We start from the raw sequence: 20,056 nt of genomic DNA on the forward strand, positions 1-20,056 counted from the left end.
ACAGCTATGCGGTTCCAGGACACAACGAGAGTGCAGAAAAACTAAAACCCTCGATGACTGGAAAAGGCAACAAATATCTCCGCTCTGCCTTGACTGAAGCCTCTCATTCGCTACGAGGGTCTGATAATTATCTTGGCGCCCAGTACCGACGAATTGCAGCCGCAAAGGAAAACAGCGTGCAGCGTAGCTGTTGCACATTCCATAATGATCATTGCCTACCATTAACTCGCCAAGAAGAATTCGTCGATCTTCCAATAAGGGTAGTTTATTCATTAGTTCGCGGAGCAGCATTATCGTTTATCTTCTCCGTTCAATTCGCTAGATCTGTCGGGAATGAGATCAAGTTCTTGTCACCCGACATTTAATATAATCCACCGGCAATCCGCAAGCCGCGTATCCGCGCTTGTTACGATTTTCCACAAAAAAAGCGCCGGAGTCGATAAAAAAAATCGACTTCGGCGCTTTTTTAACTCATATCGTCAGGAAAGATTAATCTCCCGAATCTTCTCGATCGGCACCTTCGGCTTGCGATCCTCGGTTAAGAGCCCGTTCACCTCTTGCTGGACGTCGGTAATTTGCGTGTAGCAGTAGCCGACGATGTAGTCCGTCGCTTTGATCGCCTCGTGAATGCCGCGGAAGCGTTCGAGGAACGCTTCTTCCGAAGCGACCTGTCCGCCGTAGCCCCAGCCTTTATCGGACTTGAAGGCGATGCCGCCGAATTCGCTTACCATAATCGGCTGTCCCTTGTAGCTGTAGCCGTCGGCGAAGGCGTATTTCCACTGATTGAACGTCTTCTCATTGTTTACGATTTCGTCCTTGTTCGCATAGCGTTTAAGAAATTGCTCCTTCGTTTCCACATAATCGTGCAGCGTCAATATATCGGACACCGTATGCTCCCAGCCGTCGTTCGTAATGACCGGGCGGTTCGGATCGAACGCTTTGGTTAAATGATAGATCGCCTCGGTGAACTTCTGCTGCCTGCGATCCTTGAAGATGTTCATGATGCCCCACGATTCGTTGAACGGAACCCACGTGATAATGGATGGATGATTATACTGCTGGCGAACAATCTCCATCCACTCCTCCGTGAAATTTTGCACCGCTTGATCGTTGAATTCAAAGGTTGCGGCCATCTCGGACCATACAAGCACACCTTTGACATCGCACCAATACAAGTATCGGGCGTCCTCCACCTTCATATGCTTACGGACACCGTTATATCCCATCTTCAGCAGAAGCTCGATGTCTTCGATCAGCGCTTCCTCGGAAGGAGGCGTCAGATGGCTGTCCGGCCAATAACCTTGATCCAGCATCTGCCGCTGATAGATCGGCACATTGTTAAGCAGCACCTTGCCCTTCTCGATGGATATCTTCCTCATGCCGAAATAGGAGTAGACGTGGTCGATCACGATGTCATCCCGGTATAAAATAAACTCCACATCGTACAGATTCGGATGACCGGGAGCCCAGTAGCACCGCTTCCACGGGCCGTTCATTTCGTGAACGAGATCGACCTCCAGCGTAAGCCAAGGGCGATCGATCGTAAGGCTTGCCTGCTTGACCTGACGCCCCTTCATGCTGATGACCGTTTCCAGCCGCAGCTTGCTCCCGAAGTGCCCGTCGCCTTTGACCTGGTAGTCGAAGCGAACGGACGAGGCATCGAGATCCGGCGTTACTTTCACCGCATCGACGTATTCCCGCTCGACATATTCAAGCCAAACGGACTGCCAAATGCCCGTCGTCTGCACATAGAAGCATTCGAAGTTCTCATCCACCCAGCGCTGCTTGCCGCGCGGCTGCGTGGCGTCCTTGCTGTCCTCCACCTTAACCGTAAGCTCGTTTGAGGACCCGAACGTTACATAAGGCGAGATGTCGAACGTGAATGCCGAATAGCCGCCCTGATGTCTCCCGACGTATTCCCCGTTCACCCATACTTTCGCAATATAGTCAACCGCTTGAAAATGCAGGAGAATCCGCTTGCCGGAAGCTTCTGCAGGAACGTCAAGCTGTCTGTTGTACCAGACGAACGGATGATGGGCTTCTTCACCGATGCCGCTCGCCTTCGTTTCGTAAGTGAATGGGACGATAATGCTGCGGTCGCCGCCGAAGTTCCGCGGCCAGCCCGCTGCTTCACCAATGCCCGCATCGTCGAAGCCGAAGCGCCACTCGCCGTTCAGATCGACCCATTGATCCCTCACGAACTGAGGTCTCGGGTAATTTTTCACATATTTCTTTGTTGTCATATCGTTTCTCCCACGCCTTGAGTTATGTTTTGTATCTTTGAACCGTTAATTGGCTCCGCTTTTAATGCTTAACCTCTCGAAAAACACAACTGCATTAGCCGTTGATCTGACGCCAACTTTACCGGTAGTAAACGCATTGCTGTCCGTATATTGAAGGATAGGCTTCGGACTGTTGTCCATGTAAACCCGAATCGTGCTTCCTTCAGCTTGAATCTTAATATGAACCTTTTTGTCCTTTTGAAAGCTAACATCCGCTTTTTCAAGCACGGCAGCGTCATAATTTAATTTTTTCAGAGCAACTCTGCTTGGTGAAAAAGAGATATAATAGCCCATTAAGGCGTCCGGCACCTGATCTTTATGTGTCGACTCGTTAGAAGCACGGATTAGAATACCCGCATCATCCTGCAAGGAGGTTTTGGATAATGTCAGATCCGCTTCGACCGTATAATCGCTCCAGGTTGTTTTTCCCGTAAATGCCATACTGTTCACGTCTGGGGCGGAAGTTAAACCCTGATTCGAGACGGACCATTTGCCAATATAGGTCCAATCGCTAAATAAACCGCCGGCCGTATCGCCTCCCTTGATCAGATCGATCGTCCGATCCAGTTTTTCCAAGTCCGTTTTGTAAACATCAAAGTCCAGCAGATGGATTTCGCCTCTTTTTACTTTAAGCTTCAACGTGTGCAAATCCGCACGAAGAGGAAGATTTCCGATTCCTTTCATTTTCACCCAGCCGCTCTTTTGATCGTCATCGGCAGGAGGCACGACAATATTGCTTATCCATTGATCGTCGGCATAAACTTCCAGTTCCGCGGCTTCCTTCTGACCTCTTACTCTAAAATCGATCCCGTAGGTCGCATCTTCCTTAACGTTGATGTTATACTGGAGCCAATCCCCTTTATGATTCAGATTGACCAAGTACGTATTGCCATCCGTTTTATCGATCGCAATATCATCCTCTGGACGAAAAGGATTTTGCATTTCCGGTTTTTGTTTCGTATGGTAGCCTCGCTCTTTGCCTTTCAAATAATGTACGGCCTCGATACTCCCCGGAACAGGCTTATAAGCTTCGAAATCGCTTGTGCCGTTCACCTCATGACTGAATGCGGTATAATCCGGCAATAAAACGAAATCTTCGTACACGTAACCGATACTGCCCGCCGTTAAGTCTTTCATTTCTGCATCCAACTTCTGCATCCCGTCAAAATAAACCTTTACTTGCTGCCGATCCTTTTCAATCCGAATCGTATGAAGCTTGGTCAGGTCCAGATCTTCAGGCAAGGATGCAGCGGCAATGGAACGACGTTCTTCCTTCTGTACGCTTACAAGCTCAAGCTTCTTTTCAGGCATATGCACGGAAACCATGCCGAAATGGGATTCATTCTCATAAGAGAATATAACGCCGGCTTGAGACTTCTTGCTCTCAACTCGCTTAGATTCCAAAACCGCCCTAAAGTTGAACTCCGCTGTATAGCTTTCCTTCGTTTTCGATTTGCTAACGAGGGTAGTGGTTTTTCCATGCGTCAGCTTATCAAAATTTCGTTCCGCCCCGTCCCGCTGTATCCATGTATAAAAAGGTGCCCGCTTCGGCACTTTTTGCGGGAAGTTTGTCGGCCCGAGAACGTCCATCTTGTCTCCGTTGAAAACTAATTTGTCCATATTTAAATATCTGTCGTGACCGATTCCCGGCGCTACGGGATTTTTGTTATTGTGGTACACCATGTAATACGAATCGAGATCGGGTCCCATCACGGTGGAACTATGCCCCAAGCCGTGAAAACCGTCATCTGTGTTGATGATAATCGGATTATTATAGGGCGTGACGAATTTGCCAAGTGGGCCATCCTTCGAGATGGAATAGTTGATACGATAACCTTTACTCATCAGATGATTGCCCGTTTGCGTCATAAAATAAGTACCGTTTCGTTTGAGCAGGAAAGGCCCTTCCGTCCAGTGGTTCATGCTTGTGCCCTGCAAAATGTGCTCATCCCCGAAAGTTAGCGGGGTAGGCATATCCCGCCCGCGAATTCCTTTCGAACCGGAATTATAAAAGTACCACTTGCCGTCATCATCGATAAATACGCTGCCGTCGATACTCATGCCAAGATTACTTGTCTCCAATGTGAAGGGACCCGTAGGACTATCGCTTTTTAAAACATAATGACCCTTTCCTGACGGTGAGGTAACCATATAAAAGTAACCGTTCCAATAGGTAACTTCAGGAGCGTAGGCCATCTTCAAGCGCTCATCCTTCGCTACGATCCCTTCGTATTTCCAGTGGATTAAGTCCTCCGAGCTCCACGCCCGAATGTCGGATAACCCGAAATGCGTACTTGGGTATAAATAGTAAATCCCGTTATGCTTCATAACGAAAGGATCGCCGGCAGGATAATTCTTTCCGTTGAGAGGATCGTCTTCATATCCTTCTTTTTTCTCCACGGTCAAGCTCATCCAATTTTTATAAGTATCCGAGTCCTTTAGTTTCTCAATCATACCGGTTCCCTCCATGCTTATGCCCCCCACATCTTTCGGCTCTCGAAAAAACGCAGCAAAAACAATAATAGCGAGAATAGGAAACAACAAACCAATCCATTTAAGACGTTTTTTATTCACTCGAACTTCTCCTTACAAAATCAACTTGCCCTTGGATGGAGAGACGCTCGTACCGATAAGGAGGTTACTGCAACTTCAACTCGGCGATTTTTTTGTCCGCTTCCTCTTTGGCTTTTTGCAAGGCCGAATTGATATCCGTTTTACCTTCGAATACTTCGTTAAACGCTGCGTTAATCGCACCCGATACCGCACCGTTATATTTGGATTGATAAATCATATTGGACGGTTGGCTCTTAAAGATGCCTTTCAGGTTTTTGCCTTTAACAAAATCAAGATCTTGCGCGAACTGATCGATAATGCTCTGATTCGTAAGCACGGTTTCTTTCCCCATCCTGGCAGCCTTCGCCTGAACTTCATCCGATACGGTCACCTTCAAAACATCCATGACGTCATCGATATGCTTGGTTGTTTTGCTGACTACAAATTGATGGTAATCGACCTGATAATATTTATTAGGCGCTTCTGCAAAGGACGGTACTTGCACAACATCCCAGTCAAGATCCTTCGCCTGGGCTAAGTTTCCGATCATGCCACCGGTCCAGTATGGAGCCATGGCGAGTGTCTTATCCTTTACGAACAGTTGAACATTGCTTGCATTCAGCTTGAGGGGCCGATTATCGACAATATCATAAAGCGCTTTCCCTTTGGCGAATACGGCGTTCCAGCGATCCGAAACAATCGCGTTCGACGTTTTCGGATCGACCAATTCTATCGATAGCGATGATGCAAACGTCGAAATCCCGCCATGAGTGGCGACCATTCCTCGATACTGCACGCCGTTTTCCGTCCGGGCTACCTTTTTGCTGAGCTCAATCGCCTCATCCCAGCTCATGCCGTCCTTCGGGTAAGCGACGCCAAATCGATCAAAAATACCTTTGTTGTACCATAATGCGAACGATTGGCTCATATACGGAAGGGAATAAATTTCTCCTTTCGTGCCGAAGCTTTTGATCGCATTCATAATGGTCGGATTAAACCGGGCCGTATCAATTTGATGTTTCTTCAACTGCTCGGTCAAGTCAAGCGGGATATCTTTATCGAGCATATCTTGAATGTACGGAGTTGCATAAATGATGTCAGGAATTTCCCCTGCGCTTACTAATTCATTTAATCCAAAGTTGGTTTGAAAAGGAATCAGTTCAAAAGAGATATGCGGATGCAGCTTCTTCACAGGCTCAGCGATAAGCTGCTGAAAGATCTCCTCTGTCATCCCGGGGTTAGTAAAAAGTACTTTCAATGTGACCGGAGTTTTAGGTTTACCCTCATTTGCATTATTCGCCAAAGATTGATCGCCCCCCCCGCTTGAACAACCTGCCGCAAGCATCAGTAATAAGGGACTCACCAATAGAAGCTTCCTCGATCGTTTCATACCCATCAACCTCTCCTATAAATTCGTTATAACCGCTTTCATTAAAATAATACAATATACCTTAAATTATTAATATACTAAATTAGGTATAAAAAAAGCTTCTGATCGAAGCCTTTTCGATGAAGATACATTCGTGGTTTAGCGGAAGCTTTTCTTGCGAGCAGAAAGTTTATTAAGCGCTTTAGTGCTTTAATGAAGTTAAACTTTCTTTACTCTAAAAAAACACTCATTCTGATGATGAGTGTATTCCTTTGATCAGGTTAACCGGCACCACTACTCTTCTCGGTTCATAGGCTCCTTGCATTTGTTCGAGAAGAAGGTTGAGTGTTTGCCTGCACATCTCCTGCTCATTTTGTTGTATCCATGACACATGATCCAGCTCCGGGGAATCGAACGTGACAAGTTTGATATGATCCGGAACGGCCCGTCCCAGCTGTTTTGCCGCCTTGTACGTAAATTGCGCAAGCATGGTATTGACGGTAAATACCGCTGTAATTTCAGGGTTTTGCTGTAAAAATTCAAAAATTTGTCCATAGGCTTCTTCCGAATAGAGCGTTCTGAGAGGTATAACGCACCAGAGATTTTTATCTATCGGGATTCCCCTCTGCTGAAATGCTTTTTCAAAGCCTTGCGCTCGTTCATCCGTCGCGCTGTTCGTATTTTCTGGGGTTATGAAGGCGATTGTTTGATGGCCATCTTTGAGCAGTTCATCTACAGCCACGCAGGTGCCGTTTACATTATCGGAACTGACGCTGTAGGTACGAATTTCCTTCAGAAAACGGTCCAGCAGCACCAACGGCTTCTTCTCCAATGATAACCGCAATATCGACTCGTTATAGTTTTCCTGTTCCACAGGAAAGATGATCATCCCCTGAACCCCCTTTTGCAAAAATGCTTCTATTGCTTTCGCCTCTTCTTCCTGGGACTCCCTGGTAATTCTTAACATGATATCGTAGCCAGCCTCATTCGAATAGTACTCGATCCCGTTCACAAACTGCTGCTCCACCCTATTCTTCAGCATGGGCACGATCAGCCCAATGGTCCCTCGCCCTTGTGCCTGTTGAGAACTGTAATAGGCGAGTATTTTCTGCTGAGAAGAATCGCCTTTCACGAATGTACCCTTTCCCTTAATCCGTACTACAATGCCTTCCTCCATAAGACCGATTAAGGCGTTTTTACTTGTAATCTGGCTTACATTGTATTGATCGGCCAGCTCTTTCTCGGAGGGTATGCGGTCACCTTCGCGAAGCTTCCCCTCAGCATACATTTTTTTTATATCGTTTTGTATTTGTTTGTATAAAGGCAAGCTGGGCACGGTACACACATCCTTAGTTATTATACTGTTTACTACAAAACATATAATTTATAATATATTAAGTATAATGTATCTATTCTGAAATGAAAAGTGATTGTCTAAACGACAAATACACGCCAAAGAACCGACCCAAACAAACAGTCGGTTAGTATTGGCATAAGATATCCTGTAAAAACCAAGGTAAAGTTCCGTTGGATCACTCCATCATTCAATATCTCAATGAAGTAGATCGTTACGGGCTTGCTCCTGTTTAATCAGATATTGCAGCGAATCAACCCCCGTATCGGAAACGGCAGCCACCCGTGCGGACGGAAAGGAATATCCTACAAGTGATGACAGAACATGTCCCGGCGGCATCTCAATGAATAATCGAGTGCCGCGTTCAAACAACTGCTTTGTCATATCGTGCCATTTGACCGGATTGGCAATACTGCGGACCAAATCTTCACGAATCGTTTCCGATGTCCGCAATAACCGCGCGGTTGTATTCGCTATATAAGGTATTTGCGGTGCACTCAGTGAAACACGGCTTATCGCATCCTCTAAATAGCCAGCGACAGTCTCCATTAATGGACAATGGGAGGGGACAGGTACCTGCAGCAGTTCAGCTTTACGAGCACCTAACCCTTGGGCGGATTCCAGAACTCTACGAATCCCCGTGATCGTTCCTGCAACGGTAACCTGGTGCGAAGCGTTAATGTTGGCAAAATAGACCGGATCTCCCCCGCTTGCGGTGTGATCGAGTAGCTGCTGCACTTGCATTGGACCCAAGCCCACAATAACACCCATTCCATATCCGGAAGGAAAGGCCTGTTTCATCAATGTCGCTCGGAGCCCAACAAGAAGAAGTGCATCGCGAAAGGTCAATACGCCAGAAATAACCGATGCTCCAAACGCGCCGACGGAATGGCCGGCCACAAAGGAGGGCCTTCCTCCCCGTTTCATAAGCACACGGGCCATGGCCACGCCAGATATAAGAAGTGCAAGCTGTATACCCACTGTAGAGGCTAGCATTTCATCCGTATCATACTTCAGAACGTTGGTATTCAGGACGCATGAAGCTTCCTCGATCGTTTCTCGCACATCCTGATGATCCGGCAGTTGATGAAGCATGCCGGGATATTGCGATCCTTGGCCAGGAAATAGAAATGCCATAGTCATCGATATGGGCAGCCTCCTTATGTCTCAGGTAGTCCATGGACACTTCACCAGCGTCGGCCCATTCATGGTTCGCAAAAGAATCGTAGATTCCTCCTGCCGTACAAACTCGGATAAAGAGCAAGCACCGGCCGGTGTTTCGAGCAAAGCGTCAACTTTAACTGAACATTGATGGTTAAAGGTATTCCATCTCGCAACCGTCTTCCGTTCCACTCGCTGCGGCAAATAAATCGCCAGATCAATATCGCTTCCGGGATGCACGGTACCGGTACCGCTGGCTAGTTCAAATCCAACACTGCCCGTCGGCCCCCAACGGATGCCGGCTCGGTTATAATAATCGGCGATCTCTTCCAGTTGGGAGAATGCCTGTGAATCTGCGCCAAGCGAATACCCTCGCCATCGTGCTTGGACCGCCAGCTGCACCGGGGTCACAGCCTCCTTCACGGATCGAGTGGGAAGATATGCGGCGAAGCGCTGCGTACGGCCCGCTCCGCGCACGCCGACAGGGATACGGCCGTTCTTCACGGGACTGCGGCGGATGACAACCCATGGCGCCCGTTTCAAGGCATCACATACCCATTCCGGAACCGCACTCTCACACTCCAAATCCGCGGACGACTGAATTCTGACCAAATCATGAACCCTCAGTTCCATTGTTCAACGAGCTTCCTGCGAACAAGAATCGATAACGAGCGGGAGGCCTGAGCCTGAACGGATTGAAGCCGACTGCTCAAATCTGCCGGAGATTGGCGTGCGTCGGCGATCGCCGTAAGCAAAGCGCTCTCGATCGCCTCTATGTCGTAGGATGTGGGTTGATCGGGATGGATACCAACCAGCATCTGATGAAGCGCGCCGAGCGTGGCAAATGATTTCACATCATACGCGGTAGCGGCGATTCTGCACGCTGCCTCATCTAACTCTTCCATCCGCCTGCGGGTTACTCTCGCTGCCGACTGCTTGGACATGACCTGTACGGTCACACCGGCATCGTCCAGCGCTATGATTCGATTAGCCTGCAACCCGTGAGCGAGAAAAGCGCCTGAAATGGCCAGACCGACGATCAAGGCAATAACGGGGTGCCCGGCCAGCCTCGCCGTCGCATAGGCATCGGCAGCAGCGGCACAGGACTGATGAATGCCGAGCAGTTCTTCCGAATATCCATAGGCCTGTCCCGGAACATCTACGATAGCGACAATAGCCCGTTTATCCCGGTCCTTGTCTTCCTCAACAGCCCGCCTAACGCAATCGGCAATCCTCCAACCTTCGTCCAAACCAACTTCTCCATTTCTGGCTCGGTAAAACCGATTTCCTGCATCATTCACAACGGCGATCATCCGCACACGTTCCTGTCCGAGCTGCGAATCCGCCGACAAGACGGAAGGGATCCCCGTCGGTACCTGCTCATGCGATTTCGTTAACCGTTCGAAAAAGGTACGGCCCCGGCTATTCTTCATTCCTTCACCCGCCACAAGATCTTGCCCGAACGAAGGCAGTGCGGATTCCCGCTCCGGATGACCCAAGCGCCCCCAGAGATTCCTTAAAGCATCCGGTGTTAAGCGCTCTTGTATATCCAGCTTGGATAAACGGCAGAGAAATCGGTCTACCTGTGAGCTTCTGGATGAATTGGATTCACGTATCCGATAGATGGCGCGAACGGCATCCCTGATTTCCTCCCAATCATCATCAACCAGCCTGTCGGCCAGCCCGATTGCATAACGCTGTTCCCCACCCGACATCGACCAGACGAGGCGCCTGTTTCTGGAGTCGAGTTCCTCAATTCCTGCCTCTTGCTCAATCACTTCCGGACCGTTCAGCTGCAGCCTGCCCTGCTTGGTCATAATAATGGCGCTGCATAGCCCCGCTGCAATGGACATCCCGCCGAAACAGCCGATCATGCCGGCAATGATGCAGACTACCGGGCGATAGCGCCTTAATGCAACAATTGCCGCATGGATCTCCGCGATAGCTAACAGACCATAATTCCCTTCTTGTAAACGGACGCCTCCGGTTTCCAAAAGGAGCACCGCTCGGGTAGGGATTCCTGCTTGATTATCGTGCAGAGCCATCTCCAGCGCGCCTGCGATTTTGGCCCCGGATACCTCGCCAATGCCTCCCCCCTGAAATCTGCCGTCGACGGAAACCAGGACTGCCGGCTCGCCATCGATCGTTCCTTTTGCCACAACAACGCCGTCATCGCTTTGCGGAACGATACCTTGGATAGCGAGGTGGGGAGATTCAATCCGTTGAAACGGGTCCAAAAGCTCCCGGAAGGAGCCTTCGTCCAGCACGGCCTTGGCCCTTTCCCTGGCACTGAGCTCAATAAAGCTGTTTGTGTAGCGGAGCTGCCGTCTCATCAATCGATTACCTCCACAACTTGGGCTAAACGCAGGTTCACTACCCCCGGTGTAGCTCCGAAATCATTGATTTGAATTTGTGCGGCAATGTTATAGTCCTGGAAAAAACGGTCGAAAATCGCCTGCCATATTTGCCTGAACCCTTCCGTTTGGGTCCTGATGTCGACCTGTGCGATACCATTGGGAGAGGGCTCTACCAGAATTTCCAGGTCACCTGAAGCAACAACGCCGACGTACCCTCTTTTCGTAATGACGCGCTCGGCTTTATACTGAAAGTGTAACTGTTCGATGGCCAAAACCCCCTTGCGGTTTGTTCGCAATACCCGATGTGCTTTGAATTTTATCCAAAAATAATACGGCCGCAATTAAATCCGCGCTTCCTCCCGGCGAAAGACGGTGCTCCAACATGCTTTGTTCTAGCAGCCTGTAGGCTTTTCGACCCGAAGCCGTGCCCATGCCGCCCGACTCTAGTACATTCCTCGCCCCACGCTGCACCGCCTCAAGTGCTTGCGGCCCTCCCCTGTGAAGCAGACAACTGTCTTGCAGGCTGGCCATGATGGACAGCAGAGCATGAAGCCGCGCAGTTTGTTCAGGAGCCTTTCTCGCTCTCATCCCCTCCAACACGGGAAGTCCGATTCGGGTTACATGTGGAAAGCACTTCAGCGCTTCCCCTCTTGCACCTTGTACCCCATATTTTTGCGCAACCTCCATTCCGTTGGTCGGTTGCTGGGGGGCGTAGCGGTCTGGGAACTTCGCAATTGTGCCGGCGATGGCCGCGATTTCCCATGCAGTCGCAGGAGCGCAGTGAACCGCACAACCGGCAAGAAGCAAGCCGAGAGCCCAGATCGCTCCGCGATGCGTGTTTACCCCATGTGTCACCCGCATCATCTCCTGCTCTCCGAGGCGTCCCAGGAAAGCCAGCTCTTCTCTCAATTCCTGTTCCGGGTTACGTCTGTAAGCCGCCTTCCCCATGGCCTCGAAGCATGTGCGGAGAGATGCAGCAGACGCCTTCATTAAGGAAATATCCATATTGTCGTGGCTTCCCGAAGAACGCAAATCAACCAATCCGGGCTTCGGAGTCAGCTCCGCCTCCTCAAGCAGCGCCTGCACAGCCCAATCGGCTAATTGCTTCCCGCAATCGTCGGCATCCGTCCACATTGCGACCACCTCACCAAGTTCGGAATTTTTCCGGTGGACTATACAACCCGCCGGACCAGTCGATTAAATCCTCGATGCTTTTGGCGGCAAGCAAAGACCTTCTTGCATCGGTTCTCCGGATTTGAAGATCCTCGGGGAGTGCAATCAGCCCGTCCTGACGCAGCCTGTCATTCAAGGAACGGTCATGTTCCCGCCCCAGGGGCGTCATTCCCGCTATCGCTCCGAGCGCCATCCTTCTCTCTTCCATACTTTGCGCTTTATACAAGTAAGCGATTCCTTCTTCCGTAATGACATGGGTAACGTCGTCCCCATAGATCATGACCGGTGCTATCGGCAGGTTGCCCTGCTTACCTACCTCAATAGCATCGAGAGAATCCACGAAGGCGGATTGTCCCCCCTTTTGAAAGGTTTCAAGCATTTGGACCACAAGCTTCCTCCCTCTTACGGTGGGAGATTGATGCGTGATCAAATCAAGCCAGGCCGGAGTCGCATGCCGTCGTCCCCTCGGATCGCTTCCCATGTTTGGCGCCCCTCCGAAACCCGCCAACCGGCCGGCTGTAACCGTGGACGAATTGGCATCTCGATCGATTTGCAGGGTAGACCCGATAAACATATCCACACCGTACAAGCCCGCCACTTGACAAATCATCCGGTTGGAGCGAAGGCTGCCATCGGGACCGGTAAAAAAAACATCCGGCCGTGCGGCGACATACTTCTCCATGCCTACTTCGCCTCCGAAGCAGTGTACCCTGTCCACCCAACCGCTTTCGATTGCCGGAATTAAGGTCGGGTGAGGATTTAACGCCCAATGGCTGCAGATCTTCCCCTTAAGCCCGAGACTTTCTCCATATGTCGGAAGCAGAAGCTCGATCGCAGATGTATTGAAGCCGATCCCATGGTTCAAAGATTGAACCTGATGCTTTTCATATACGCCTCGGATGGCCAGCATCGCCATAAATATTTGAACTTCCGTAATCTGACGCGGGTCTCGGGTAAATAACGCTTCGAGCTGATAAGGTTTTTCCGCTTGCACGACAACATCTACCCAGGAAGCCGGGATGTCTACTCTGGGCAGCTTGTCGACGAGTTCATTTACTTGCACAATCACGATTCCGCCCGAGAATGCAGCAGCTTCAATAATCGTAGGCGTTTCTTCCGTATTCGGTCCGGTATAAAGGTTCCCCTCCATATCCGCTTTATCTGCTGCGACCAAGACTACATTCGGAGTCAGATCGATAAATAATCGGCCATATAGCTCAAGGTAAGTGTGAATCGCGCCTAATTCAACCAGACCATCTTCAATCAGTTGTGCGATTCGCAGGCTTTGGGGACCGGCATATGAGAAATCCAATTTACTGGCTATCCCTTTCTCGAACAAGTCCAGGTGCTCCGGTCTTGAGATACTGCTAATCAGCATATGCAAGCGGTTGATCCGATTGCTGGATACCTTGGCCAGCGATTCGGAGAGAAAAGACGCCTGCTTCTGATTATTCCCCTCGAGTACTACTTTATCACCTGATTTAATCAGCACCTCCAATGCGTCCACGATCCGCCCGGCTGGCAGACATTTTCCTTTCAACCATGATTTTGCTGCAAATAACCGCCGAAACTTCTCGTCGCGACGCTCCGTCCAACTGCGTGGCGTAACTTCTGCAATCGGCAAACTCGATCAGCCTCCATATCAGAAATTGGTCTTATGGGGAATGAGTAAAGACTTTTCTCTTTATAATAATCCCGATTGTTTTATAATAAAAATACCTATTCAATTATAGTTGATATAACCAATCTGACATAAAGGGAGGATACAATGGAACTACAGCAGCTGATCTATTTTCAACAGGTGGCGCATTCCGAGAATATAACCCGTACGGCCGGAGATTTACGTGTTTCCCAACCTGCCTTGAGCAAAGTGATTCGCAATCTTGAAAAAGAGCTGGGTGCATCCTTATTTGACCGTAGAGGCAAGCGAATCGAATTAAACGCAAGGGGAAAAAAATTTCTGAAGAGAGTCGAAGCTGCTCTGAATGAACTGAACGAAGCAAGAAATGAGCTCCAAGACGAAGAATGCGAAGTGAAAGGTACCATCCGTTTCTGTTTCGATGTGGCCTCCTCTATTATTCCCAGTTTAATAAGAGAGTTCCGCAATCTTTACCCGGATGTTACGTTCCAGCTATCCCAACATGACCAGAACACCACGTCAACAAACTTCGATCTTTGTGTAACCTCATTGCCAATTGGGCTTCATGGAACTGAAAAGACCGAATTGTTGAACGAAGAAATTGTTTTAGCCGTCCCTAAGGATAATCACTTATCCTCCCAGGAAAGCATTCGATTGGAACAAATCGCGAATGAAGGTTTGATCAGCCTCAGGAGAGGCCATAGTTTGCGGGAGAAGACCGACGCCTTCTGCAAAGTGGTAGGATTTATCCCTCGCATCACATTCGAAAGCGATGATCCGGCAACAGTGAGAGGGCTCATACGTGCGGGACAAGGAATTGCATTTATTCCTTCCATTACGTGGAAAGGCACTACAGACGATTCTGTAAGACTTCTAAATATTGAGCGTCCTTTCTGTTCCAGATCCATAGAGCTGCATTGGAAAAAGGACCATTATTTAGGGCAAGCGGCACGGACGTTCCGCGAGTTTCTTATCGATTATTTTGCGAAGCTGAAACTCGGCATATAACCTAAAGGTTATTTATAATATACAAAACTATATATTATGATCCCTGGAAATGGTCGGATATAATAGACTAAATAAAGAACTTTTTAGTAGGGGGCAATTCATTTGATTATTACCACCAACACGGGTCAAGTACGAGGTGTTCAGGAAGGCAATCTTTACATTTTTCGCGGAATTCCCTATGCGGAGGCCCCAGTCGGCGAGCGCCGATTTTTGCCGCCGTATCCCAAGCAGCCCTGGGATGGGATACTTGAGGCTAGCCGGTTCGGTCTCAAATCGTACCAGCCAGTTCATGGTCAGAACAATCTTCTCAAGGAACAATCCGAGGATTGCTTAAGTCTCAACATCTGGACATCTGGCGTGGAGCAAGCGAACCGTCCAGTTCTTGTCAACATCCATGGCGGCGGATTTGTTGCTGGAACCGGTGCGGAATTTGCCGGTTTGACCTTTGCCAAACAGGATAACATTGTATGCGTTTCCCTGAACTACAGACTGGGGGCATTAGGCTTTCTGCATTTGGGCGACCTGTTGGGCGATGCGTACCAGACCTCCGGGAACAACGGGATACTGGACATCGTTGCAGCACTAAAGTGGGTCAAAGAGAATATTTCATGCTTTGGAGGCGACCCAAACCGCATCACCGTTTCGGGCGTATCGGCCGGAGCCAAGTGCGCAAGTACACTGCTGACTGTGCCCGCTGCACAAGGGTTATTCCACCAAGTGATTGCCCGAAGCGGCGCAACGCAATCCATCCGCGATACACGCACTGCCACCTTGATTACGCTTCGGCTGCTGGATAAGCTGGGCATTCCGCATAAGGAAGCGCATCGATTACTGACAATTCCTGCACAAACGATTATTGAAGCTCAAGATAATAGCCTCCATACTTTTGGTCCTGTACGAGACGGACTCACGATCCCAATGGAACCTATTACAGCGGTTCTCGGTAAGCTTAAGCGCAAGATTCCATTGCTTTTGGGGACAAATAAGGACGAAGCTGCGTCATTCATAACAAACTCACCCGGACTGAAAGTGCAAAACGAAGATGTTCTAAATACCTTATTCGGGTCGAACAGCGGGCTCGTCTTGAATGCGTATCGTAAAGCCGCTCTTCTAAAGCCTGCCGAAGAAGCCTGGAAAGATACGCTGACCGACTGCTTTTACCGTATTGCGGCGGTCCGCCTCGCGGAGATGGCGGCAGAACATGGGCAGCCCGTTTGGCTGTACCGATTCGAGTATGCGGGTAAACAAGGGGCGGTTCACGGGGCGGAGAGTCCGTTTGTCAACGATTCTAACCCTACGGAAGTAAAAGAGCTTGCGACTCGGATGCATGCGGCGTGGGCCGCTTTTATCCGTTCAGGTGAGCCTACAGCAGAGGGGCTGCCCGAATGGCCCGCGTTCACCTTATCCGAACGTTCGACGATGGTCCTGAATCAGGAGTGCAGGCTGGAACGGGAAGCCGACTTGAGCGAAAACGATTTCCCAATGCAGGTGATACAGCTCTAAAATACGCTTCGAAAGCCTGTTGGTCTTATCCAACAGGCTTTCGAAGCGTATTATTTGATTACTGGTTACGGATTCGACGTTGGACAGAACGGACGTACCCGTGCTGTTCCTGGCGCTGATCCGGTAATAATAAGTGCCGCTCGCGATATAGTCGTCGCTGTACGGAACATAAGGTACCGTGTCCTCCATGACGCGTGCTTCAACATTCATTGCATCTATAATAGAGCTCCGCTCTAGCCTAACTGAAAGGACATCAGGTCGCGTCCTACCGTGATCGGTCCTTGATAGATATTCCGCATCCCTTTGATATACTCCTCCTCTGCAGCCTCATTCGCCGCCGGAGCCGGGATATGATGAGTAAGCACCAGATGCTTCACGCCTGCTTGCTTTGCGATTTCGGCCGCCTCCAATGTCGTCGTATGATATTTGGCCGGGTTGGAGAGTGCTTTGTCATAGGCCGGATATTGCTGAATCAGCGCATCCAGCCATTCTTTGTTATAAGCCTCATGTACCAAAAGATCGACTCCTTGGCTGTACTTCAGCATATTCGCTACAGGAATCGTATCCCCTGAAATAACAACCGACTTCCCGTTGTACTCAAATTTATAAGCGATCGCAGGATAAACCGGGCGGTGATCCACTTCAAAGGCTGTAATCTTGATTCCGTCCTTCTCATAGACAACCCCCTCGTTTCGTTCAGTATATTCGATCCGAGCCCCCGCTTCATCCGACAAATTGTAACTGACGCGAAGCTTGACATCGAACTCGAATGATTCCCGCATTTTACCGATGATTTCTTTGGTTGTCTCCGGACCGTAAACATGCAAAGGAGTTGATCGTCCCTCAAATACACGCTCGGGGGTAATGTGTGTACGCCAGCTTGTAATAAACACATCGAAAAAACCGCCGTTGTGATCGTAATGATGATGTGTAAGCAGTACATCGGACACCCTCTGAGGCATGACCCCTGCTTTAATCAGCTGATCCACGACACCGCCGCCGCAGTCGACCAAAAATACTTTATGACCCGCAAGTACGGCCACAGCTGGCTTCGCTCTGCCGTAAAATGCTCTTGGCGAGCCTGTGCCGAGCAAAATCACTTTTAGATACTCATGAAACTCGGGCTGAAGATTTTCCTGTGGCTGTATTTGCATACTTGATTCCTCCTGAATAGTTAAAGGTCTGTTATTTACCGCTCTTTACTTCCTGAAGCAGGGACAAATCAACATGTTGCTCAAATCCAGCCCCTTGAACTTCGATCATGTCTTGATTCCCCCCTTGATGTGTATTCTGAATTAGTGCTTAGACATGAAATTTTCGCAATCGTAAATGATCACCCGTTTCTTTTCGTATTGAATAAGATTCTGCTCCTTCCATTTGTTCAATGTCTCGGTTATTGTCTGTCTGCTGCATCCGATAATGTAGGACATTTCTTCATGACTCAGCGGTAGCCTGACATGAATTTCGTTGTGCTTCCACTCTCCGATCTGGTTCAGGAAATAAGCGAGCCTCCAAGCGACGGGTCTGGAGACGAGCGTTTCGACATACCTTTGGGTAGATAGCAGCCGCCTTGCGTTGGAAACGGTTAGTGCATAAAGCACATCCGGCCGGCTTTGCAACAAACTCCTAAAATGGTCTGCGGGCAGGAGTAGCACTTCGCTGTTCAGTATACATCGCGCGAATCTTTGCCTGTGTTGGCCAGTCAGTACCTCTGCCGCACCGAACACTTCACCCGTACTGCGTAAAAACAGAGTAATGCCGTGACCTTCCTGCGCCGATTGCGAGATTTTAACAAGTCCGGACCTAACAAAATAAATATACTGGCTTTCCTCATCCTCTCTGAAAATAATTTCATTTTTTTTATAATGTTGCGAAACCCCATATTCTTCAAATAGCTCGGCTAATATTAACTGCTCATGATTACCTTTTTCCTTTATCGGGTCCGTTGGTGAGGGAGACTGTTCATTTGACATGCTGTTGTCACCTCATTGCAAGAAATCTTTTAATTCACACTTAACTTATAGGTATTATAGAAAACTTCAAACAAATAAAACAGTCGTCTAGACGACAAAATGAAGTTTTTTTATTAAAGTGATGAACAACCGCAAAAAAAGTCCTTTCATCGAAAAGAATTGCTCACCGTAAAGCTGGCTGAATCGTAGATGATGTCCGGAAGTACACCTGTAGCAATGAGATCTTTATAGTCCTTATTTTTCCCTCTTAAAATGATGTCGAGGGTAATGTGAGGGAATTTCTTTTTGATGGCCTCCGTTACACCCGTACTTTCGAAATCAAAGATACCGGGCTGTCCGAGATATAGGGTTAAATTAATGGGTTCTTTACTCCCGCTTTCTTCGGCCTTTGGTGCAGTCTCTTTTCCCTTGCTGCAGCCCATCGTAACGACAGAGAAAATGAGTAACAAAAGTACAGCCTTATTATACATTTTTATCATATGCAAACCTCCAACTTTCCCGATTGTTGACATTTAAATACGCTGGTGTGTATCATCCCTTCATAGGAGCTCACCGGTATGATGCGGTGTGTTGTACTTTTGAACTAATGTCAGCGATGACTGGCTTGCAAAACGAAGTAATTCGTCGCGCGTAACCAGCGAGGACATTCTTACTTCTTCTTCGCCGTATACCAATCGTTAACTTCCTTCACGCTCGCATCCCCGCCGGCTGCTTTGAACTTTGCAATAAAGGCATCCAAACCTGTGAGCGGTTCCCCATCAGAGATGAATTTGACCGTTTGGTCATTCGCCATCGTTCTCAGAGATGCGTTATTTTTGGAATACTCAGCCAAATATCGCTTGCGAGTAAGAACAGCCGCTCTTCCGAATTATCGATCGCGCTCCTATTGTGACTATTTTCCTCGACCGACACCTTACCGGTGTCCACATACAAAATTCCAACAAACTCTCCACGGTACTCGAAGATAAATCCGTTTAAATAATGATCCGCGAGCTCCTGACATACGTGCTGCACCGCGTAACACAGCAGCTGCCAATCTTGTTCTGATCTCGTTTCCCGAATATCAGCAAGATTATCTACGGAGATGACAATGACCCAAAATGAGGCCGCTCGAAGCAGTTGCAAACCAAGGAAGTCCATTCTCTCCCGAATTCTTTCCGGCTGTGAAACTTTGTCGCTGATCAGCGACATCAGGAACTTCTCCCGAAGGAGCGGCATACTCTCCTTCAGCTTCACCTGCATGTCCTGCATCATCCTGCGTTCCGTAGACTCCGCATGGAGATCGGCAACTACGCGTTCGATGACAGAACACAGTTCTTGCAGGTTCACCGGTTTGAATATATAGTCGACAGCGCTTACTTTCATCGCGGATTTCATATACTCTGCATCATCATGGCCGCTTACGAACACAATCTTAATATGCGGATAACGGCTCCGAATCTCCTGTGAAAGCGTAATCCCATCCATATTGGGCATGCGGACGTCTGTGAGCACGATATCCGGCATGAATTGCTCGATCGCTTCCAGAGCCGTGTCTCCGTCATCCGCCTCCCCTGAGAACTCGATGCCGTATTTTTCCCAATTCATATAATTACGTAAGCCGTATCGAACAGTCGGCTCGTCATCAACTACCAGAAGCTTCTACATAGTGGCATGACTCCCTTGCAACTCAGCTTACTTTACT

Annotated in this window: 17 protein-coding genes; 2 read left to right on the forward strand and 15 right to left on the reverse strand. The window is 48.9% G+C overall.

What is annotated here, in order from left to right:
* Window positions 1-479 precede the first annotated feature (479 nt).
* From ACFQI7_RS13490 to mdcA, 10 genes are all read right to left on the reverse strand, one after another.
* Complete coding sequence (locus ACFQI7_RS13490; protein WP_218101518.1) at window positions 480-2,243, reverse strand: glycoside hydrolase family 2 protein; 1,764 nt, start codon at window positions 2,241-2,243, stop codon at window positions 480-482.
* Between the two features lie 45 nt (window positions 2,244-2,288).
* Complete coding sequence (locus ACFQI7_RS13495) at window positions 2,289-4,736, reverse strand: family 43 glycosylhydrolase (RefSeq protein ID WP_218101517.1); 2,448 nt, start codon at window positions 4,734-4,736, stop codon at window positions 2,289-2,291.
* A gap of 184 nt (window positions 4,737-4,920) precedes the next feature.
* Window positions 4,921-6,138: an ABC transporter substrate-binding protein gene (locus tag ACFQI7_RS13500; RefSeq protein ID WP_218101516.1), complete on the reverse strand. Its 1,218-nt coding sequence runs from the start codon at window positions 6,136-6,138 to the stop codon at window positions 4,921-4,923.
* A 313-nt stretch (window positions 6,139-6,451) separates the two neighbouring features.
* Window positions 6,452-7,540 carry a GntR family transcriptional regulator gene (locus ACFQI7_RS13505; protein ID WP_218101515.1) on the reverse strand — a complete coding sequence of 363 codons (1,089 nt, stop codon included), beginning with the start codon at window positions 7,538-7,540 and terminating at the stop codon, window positions 6,452-6,454.
* Window positions 7,541-7,756: 216 nt separating this feature from the next.
* Window positions 7,757-8,701: a malonate decarboxylase subunit epsilon gene (mdcH, locus tag ACFQI7_RS13510; protein WP_218101514.1), complete on the reverse strand. Its 945-nt coding sequence runs from the start codon at window positions 8,699-8,701 to the stop codon at window positions 7,757-7,759.
* A gap of 24 nt (window positions 8,702-8,725) precedes the next feature.
* Window positions 8,726-9,352 (reverse strand): malonate decarboxylase holo-ACP synthase, encoded by a 627-nt coding sequence (locus ACFQI7_RS13515; RefSeq protein ID WP_218101513.1) that lies wholly within the window; start codon window positions 9,350-9,352, stop codon window positions 8,726-8,728.
* Window positions 9,343-11,052, reverse strand: coding sequence for a biotin-independent malonate decarboxylase subunit beta (locus ACFQI7_RS13520; protein WP_218101512.1), 1,710 nt, complete (start codon window positions 11,050-11,052; stop codon window positions 9,343-9,345). The genes ACFQI7_RS13515 and ACFQI7_RS13520 overlap by 10 nt, the downstream gene beginning before the upstream one ends.
* Window positions 11,052-11,342 carry a malonate decarboxylase subunit delta gene (locus ACFQI7_RS13525; RefSeq protein ID WP_218101560.1) on the reverse strand — a complete coding sequence of 97 codons (291 nt, stop codon included), beginning with the start codon at window positions 11,340-11,342 and terminating at the stop codon, window positions 11,052-11,054. The genes ACFQI7_RS13520 and ACFQI7_RS13525 overlap by 1 nt, the downstream gene beginning before the upstream one ends.
* The gene (locus ACFQI7_RS13530) at window positions 11,317-12,210 is read right to left on the reverse strand and encodes a triphosphoribosyl-dephospho-CoA synthase (protein WP_218101511.1); all 894 of its coding nucleotides are present in this window, start codon (window positions 12,208-12,210) and stop codon (window positions 11,317-11,319) included. Before ACFQI7_RS13530 ends, ACFQI7_RS13525 begins: the two co-directional genes overlap by 26 nt.
* 10 nt (window positions 12,211-12,220) lie before the next feature.
* On the reverse strand, window positions 12,221-13,867 hold the full coding sequence (mdcA, locus tag ACFQI7_RS13535; RefSeq protein ID WP_377517122.1) for a malonate decarboxylase subunit alpha: 1,647 nt from the start codon (window positions 13,865-13,867) through the stop codon (window positions 12,221-12,223).
* A gap of 150 nt (window positions 13,868-14,017) precedes the next feature.
* On the opposite strand from mdcA, the gene ACFQI7_RS13540 reads away from it, so the two are divergent.
* On the forward strand, window positions 14,018-14,896 hold the full coding sequence (locus ACFQI7_RS13540) for a LysR family transcriptional regulator (protein WP_218101509.1): 879 nt from the start codon (window positions 14,018-14,020) through the stop codon (window positions 14,894-14,896).
* Window positions 14,897-14,998: 102 nt separating this feature from the next.
* Window positions 14,999-16,399, forward strand: coding sequence for a carboxylesterase/lipase family protein (locus ACFQI7_RS13545; RefSeq protein WP_218101508.1), 1,401 nt, complete (start codon window positions 14,999-15,001; stop codon window positions 16,397-16,399).
* Window positions 16,400-16,632: 233 nt separating this feature from the next.
* Here ACFQI7_RS13545 and ACFQI7_RS13550 read toward each other — a convergent pair whose 3' ends face one another.
* From ACFQI7_RS13550 to ACFQI7_RS13570, 5 genes are all read right to left on the reverse strand, one after another.
* Window positions 16,633-17,553, reverse strand: coding sequence for an MBL fold metallo-hydrolase (locus ACFQI7_RS13550; RefSeq protein WP_218101507.1), 921 nt, complete (start codon window positions 17,551-17,553; stop codon window positions 16,633-16,635).
* 141 nt (window positions 17,554-17,694) lie between these two features.
* On the reverse strand, window positions 17,695-18,372 hold the full coding sequence (locus tag ACFQI7_RS13555) for a Crp/Fnr family transcriptional regulator (protein WP_218101506.1): 678 nt from the start codon (window positions 18,370-18,372) through the stop codon (window positions 17,695-17,697).
* Between the two features lie 146 nt (window positions 18,373-18,518).
* Window positions 18,519-18,851, reverse strand: a complete 333-nt coding sequence (locus ACFQI7_RS13560) for a hypothetical protein (protein ID WP_218101505.1) — start codon at window positions 18,849-18,851, stop codon at window positions 18,519-18,521.
* Between the two features lie 170 nt (window positions 18,852-19,021).
* Entirely contained in the window at window positions 19,022-19,165 is a 144-nt protein-coding gene (locus ACFQI7_RS13565) for a hypothetical protein (RefSeq protein ID WP_218101504.1), read from the reverse strand.
* Between the two features lie 5 nt (window positions 19,166-19,170).
* Complete coding sequence (locus tag ACFQI7_RS13570) at window positions 19,171-20,007, reverse strand: response regulator (RefSeq protein ID WP_268966848.1); 837 nt, start codon at window positions 20,005-20,007, stop codon at window positions 19,171-19,173.
* Window positions 20,008-20,056: the final 49 nt, after the last annotated feature.

The sequence above is a fragment of the Paenibacillus allorhizosphaerae genome, from assembly GCF_042659105.1.
Taxonomy (GTDB): Bacteria; Bacillota; Bacilli; order Paenibacillales; family NBRC-103111; genus Paenibacillus_G; species Paenibacillus_G allorhizosphaerae.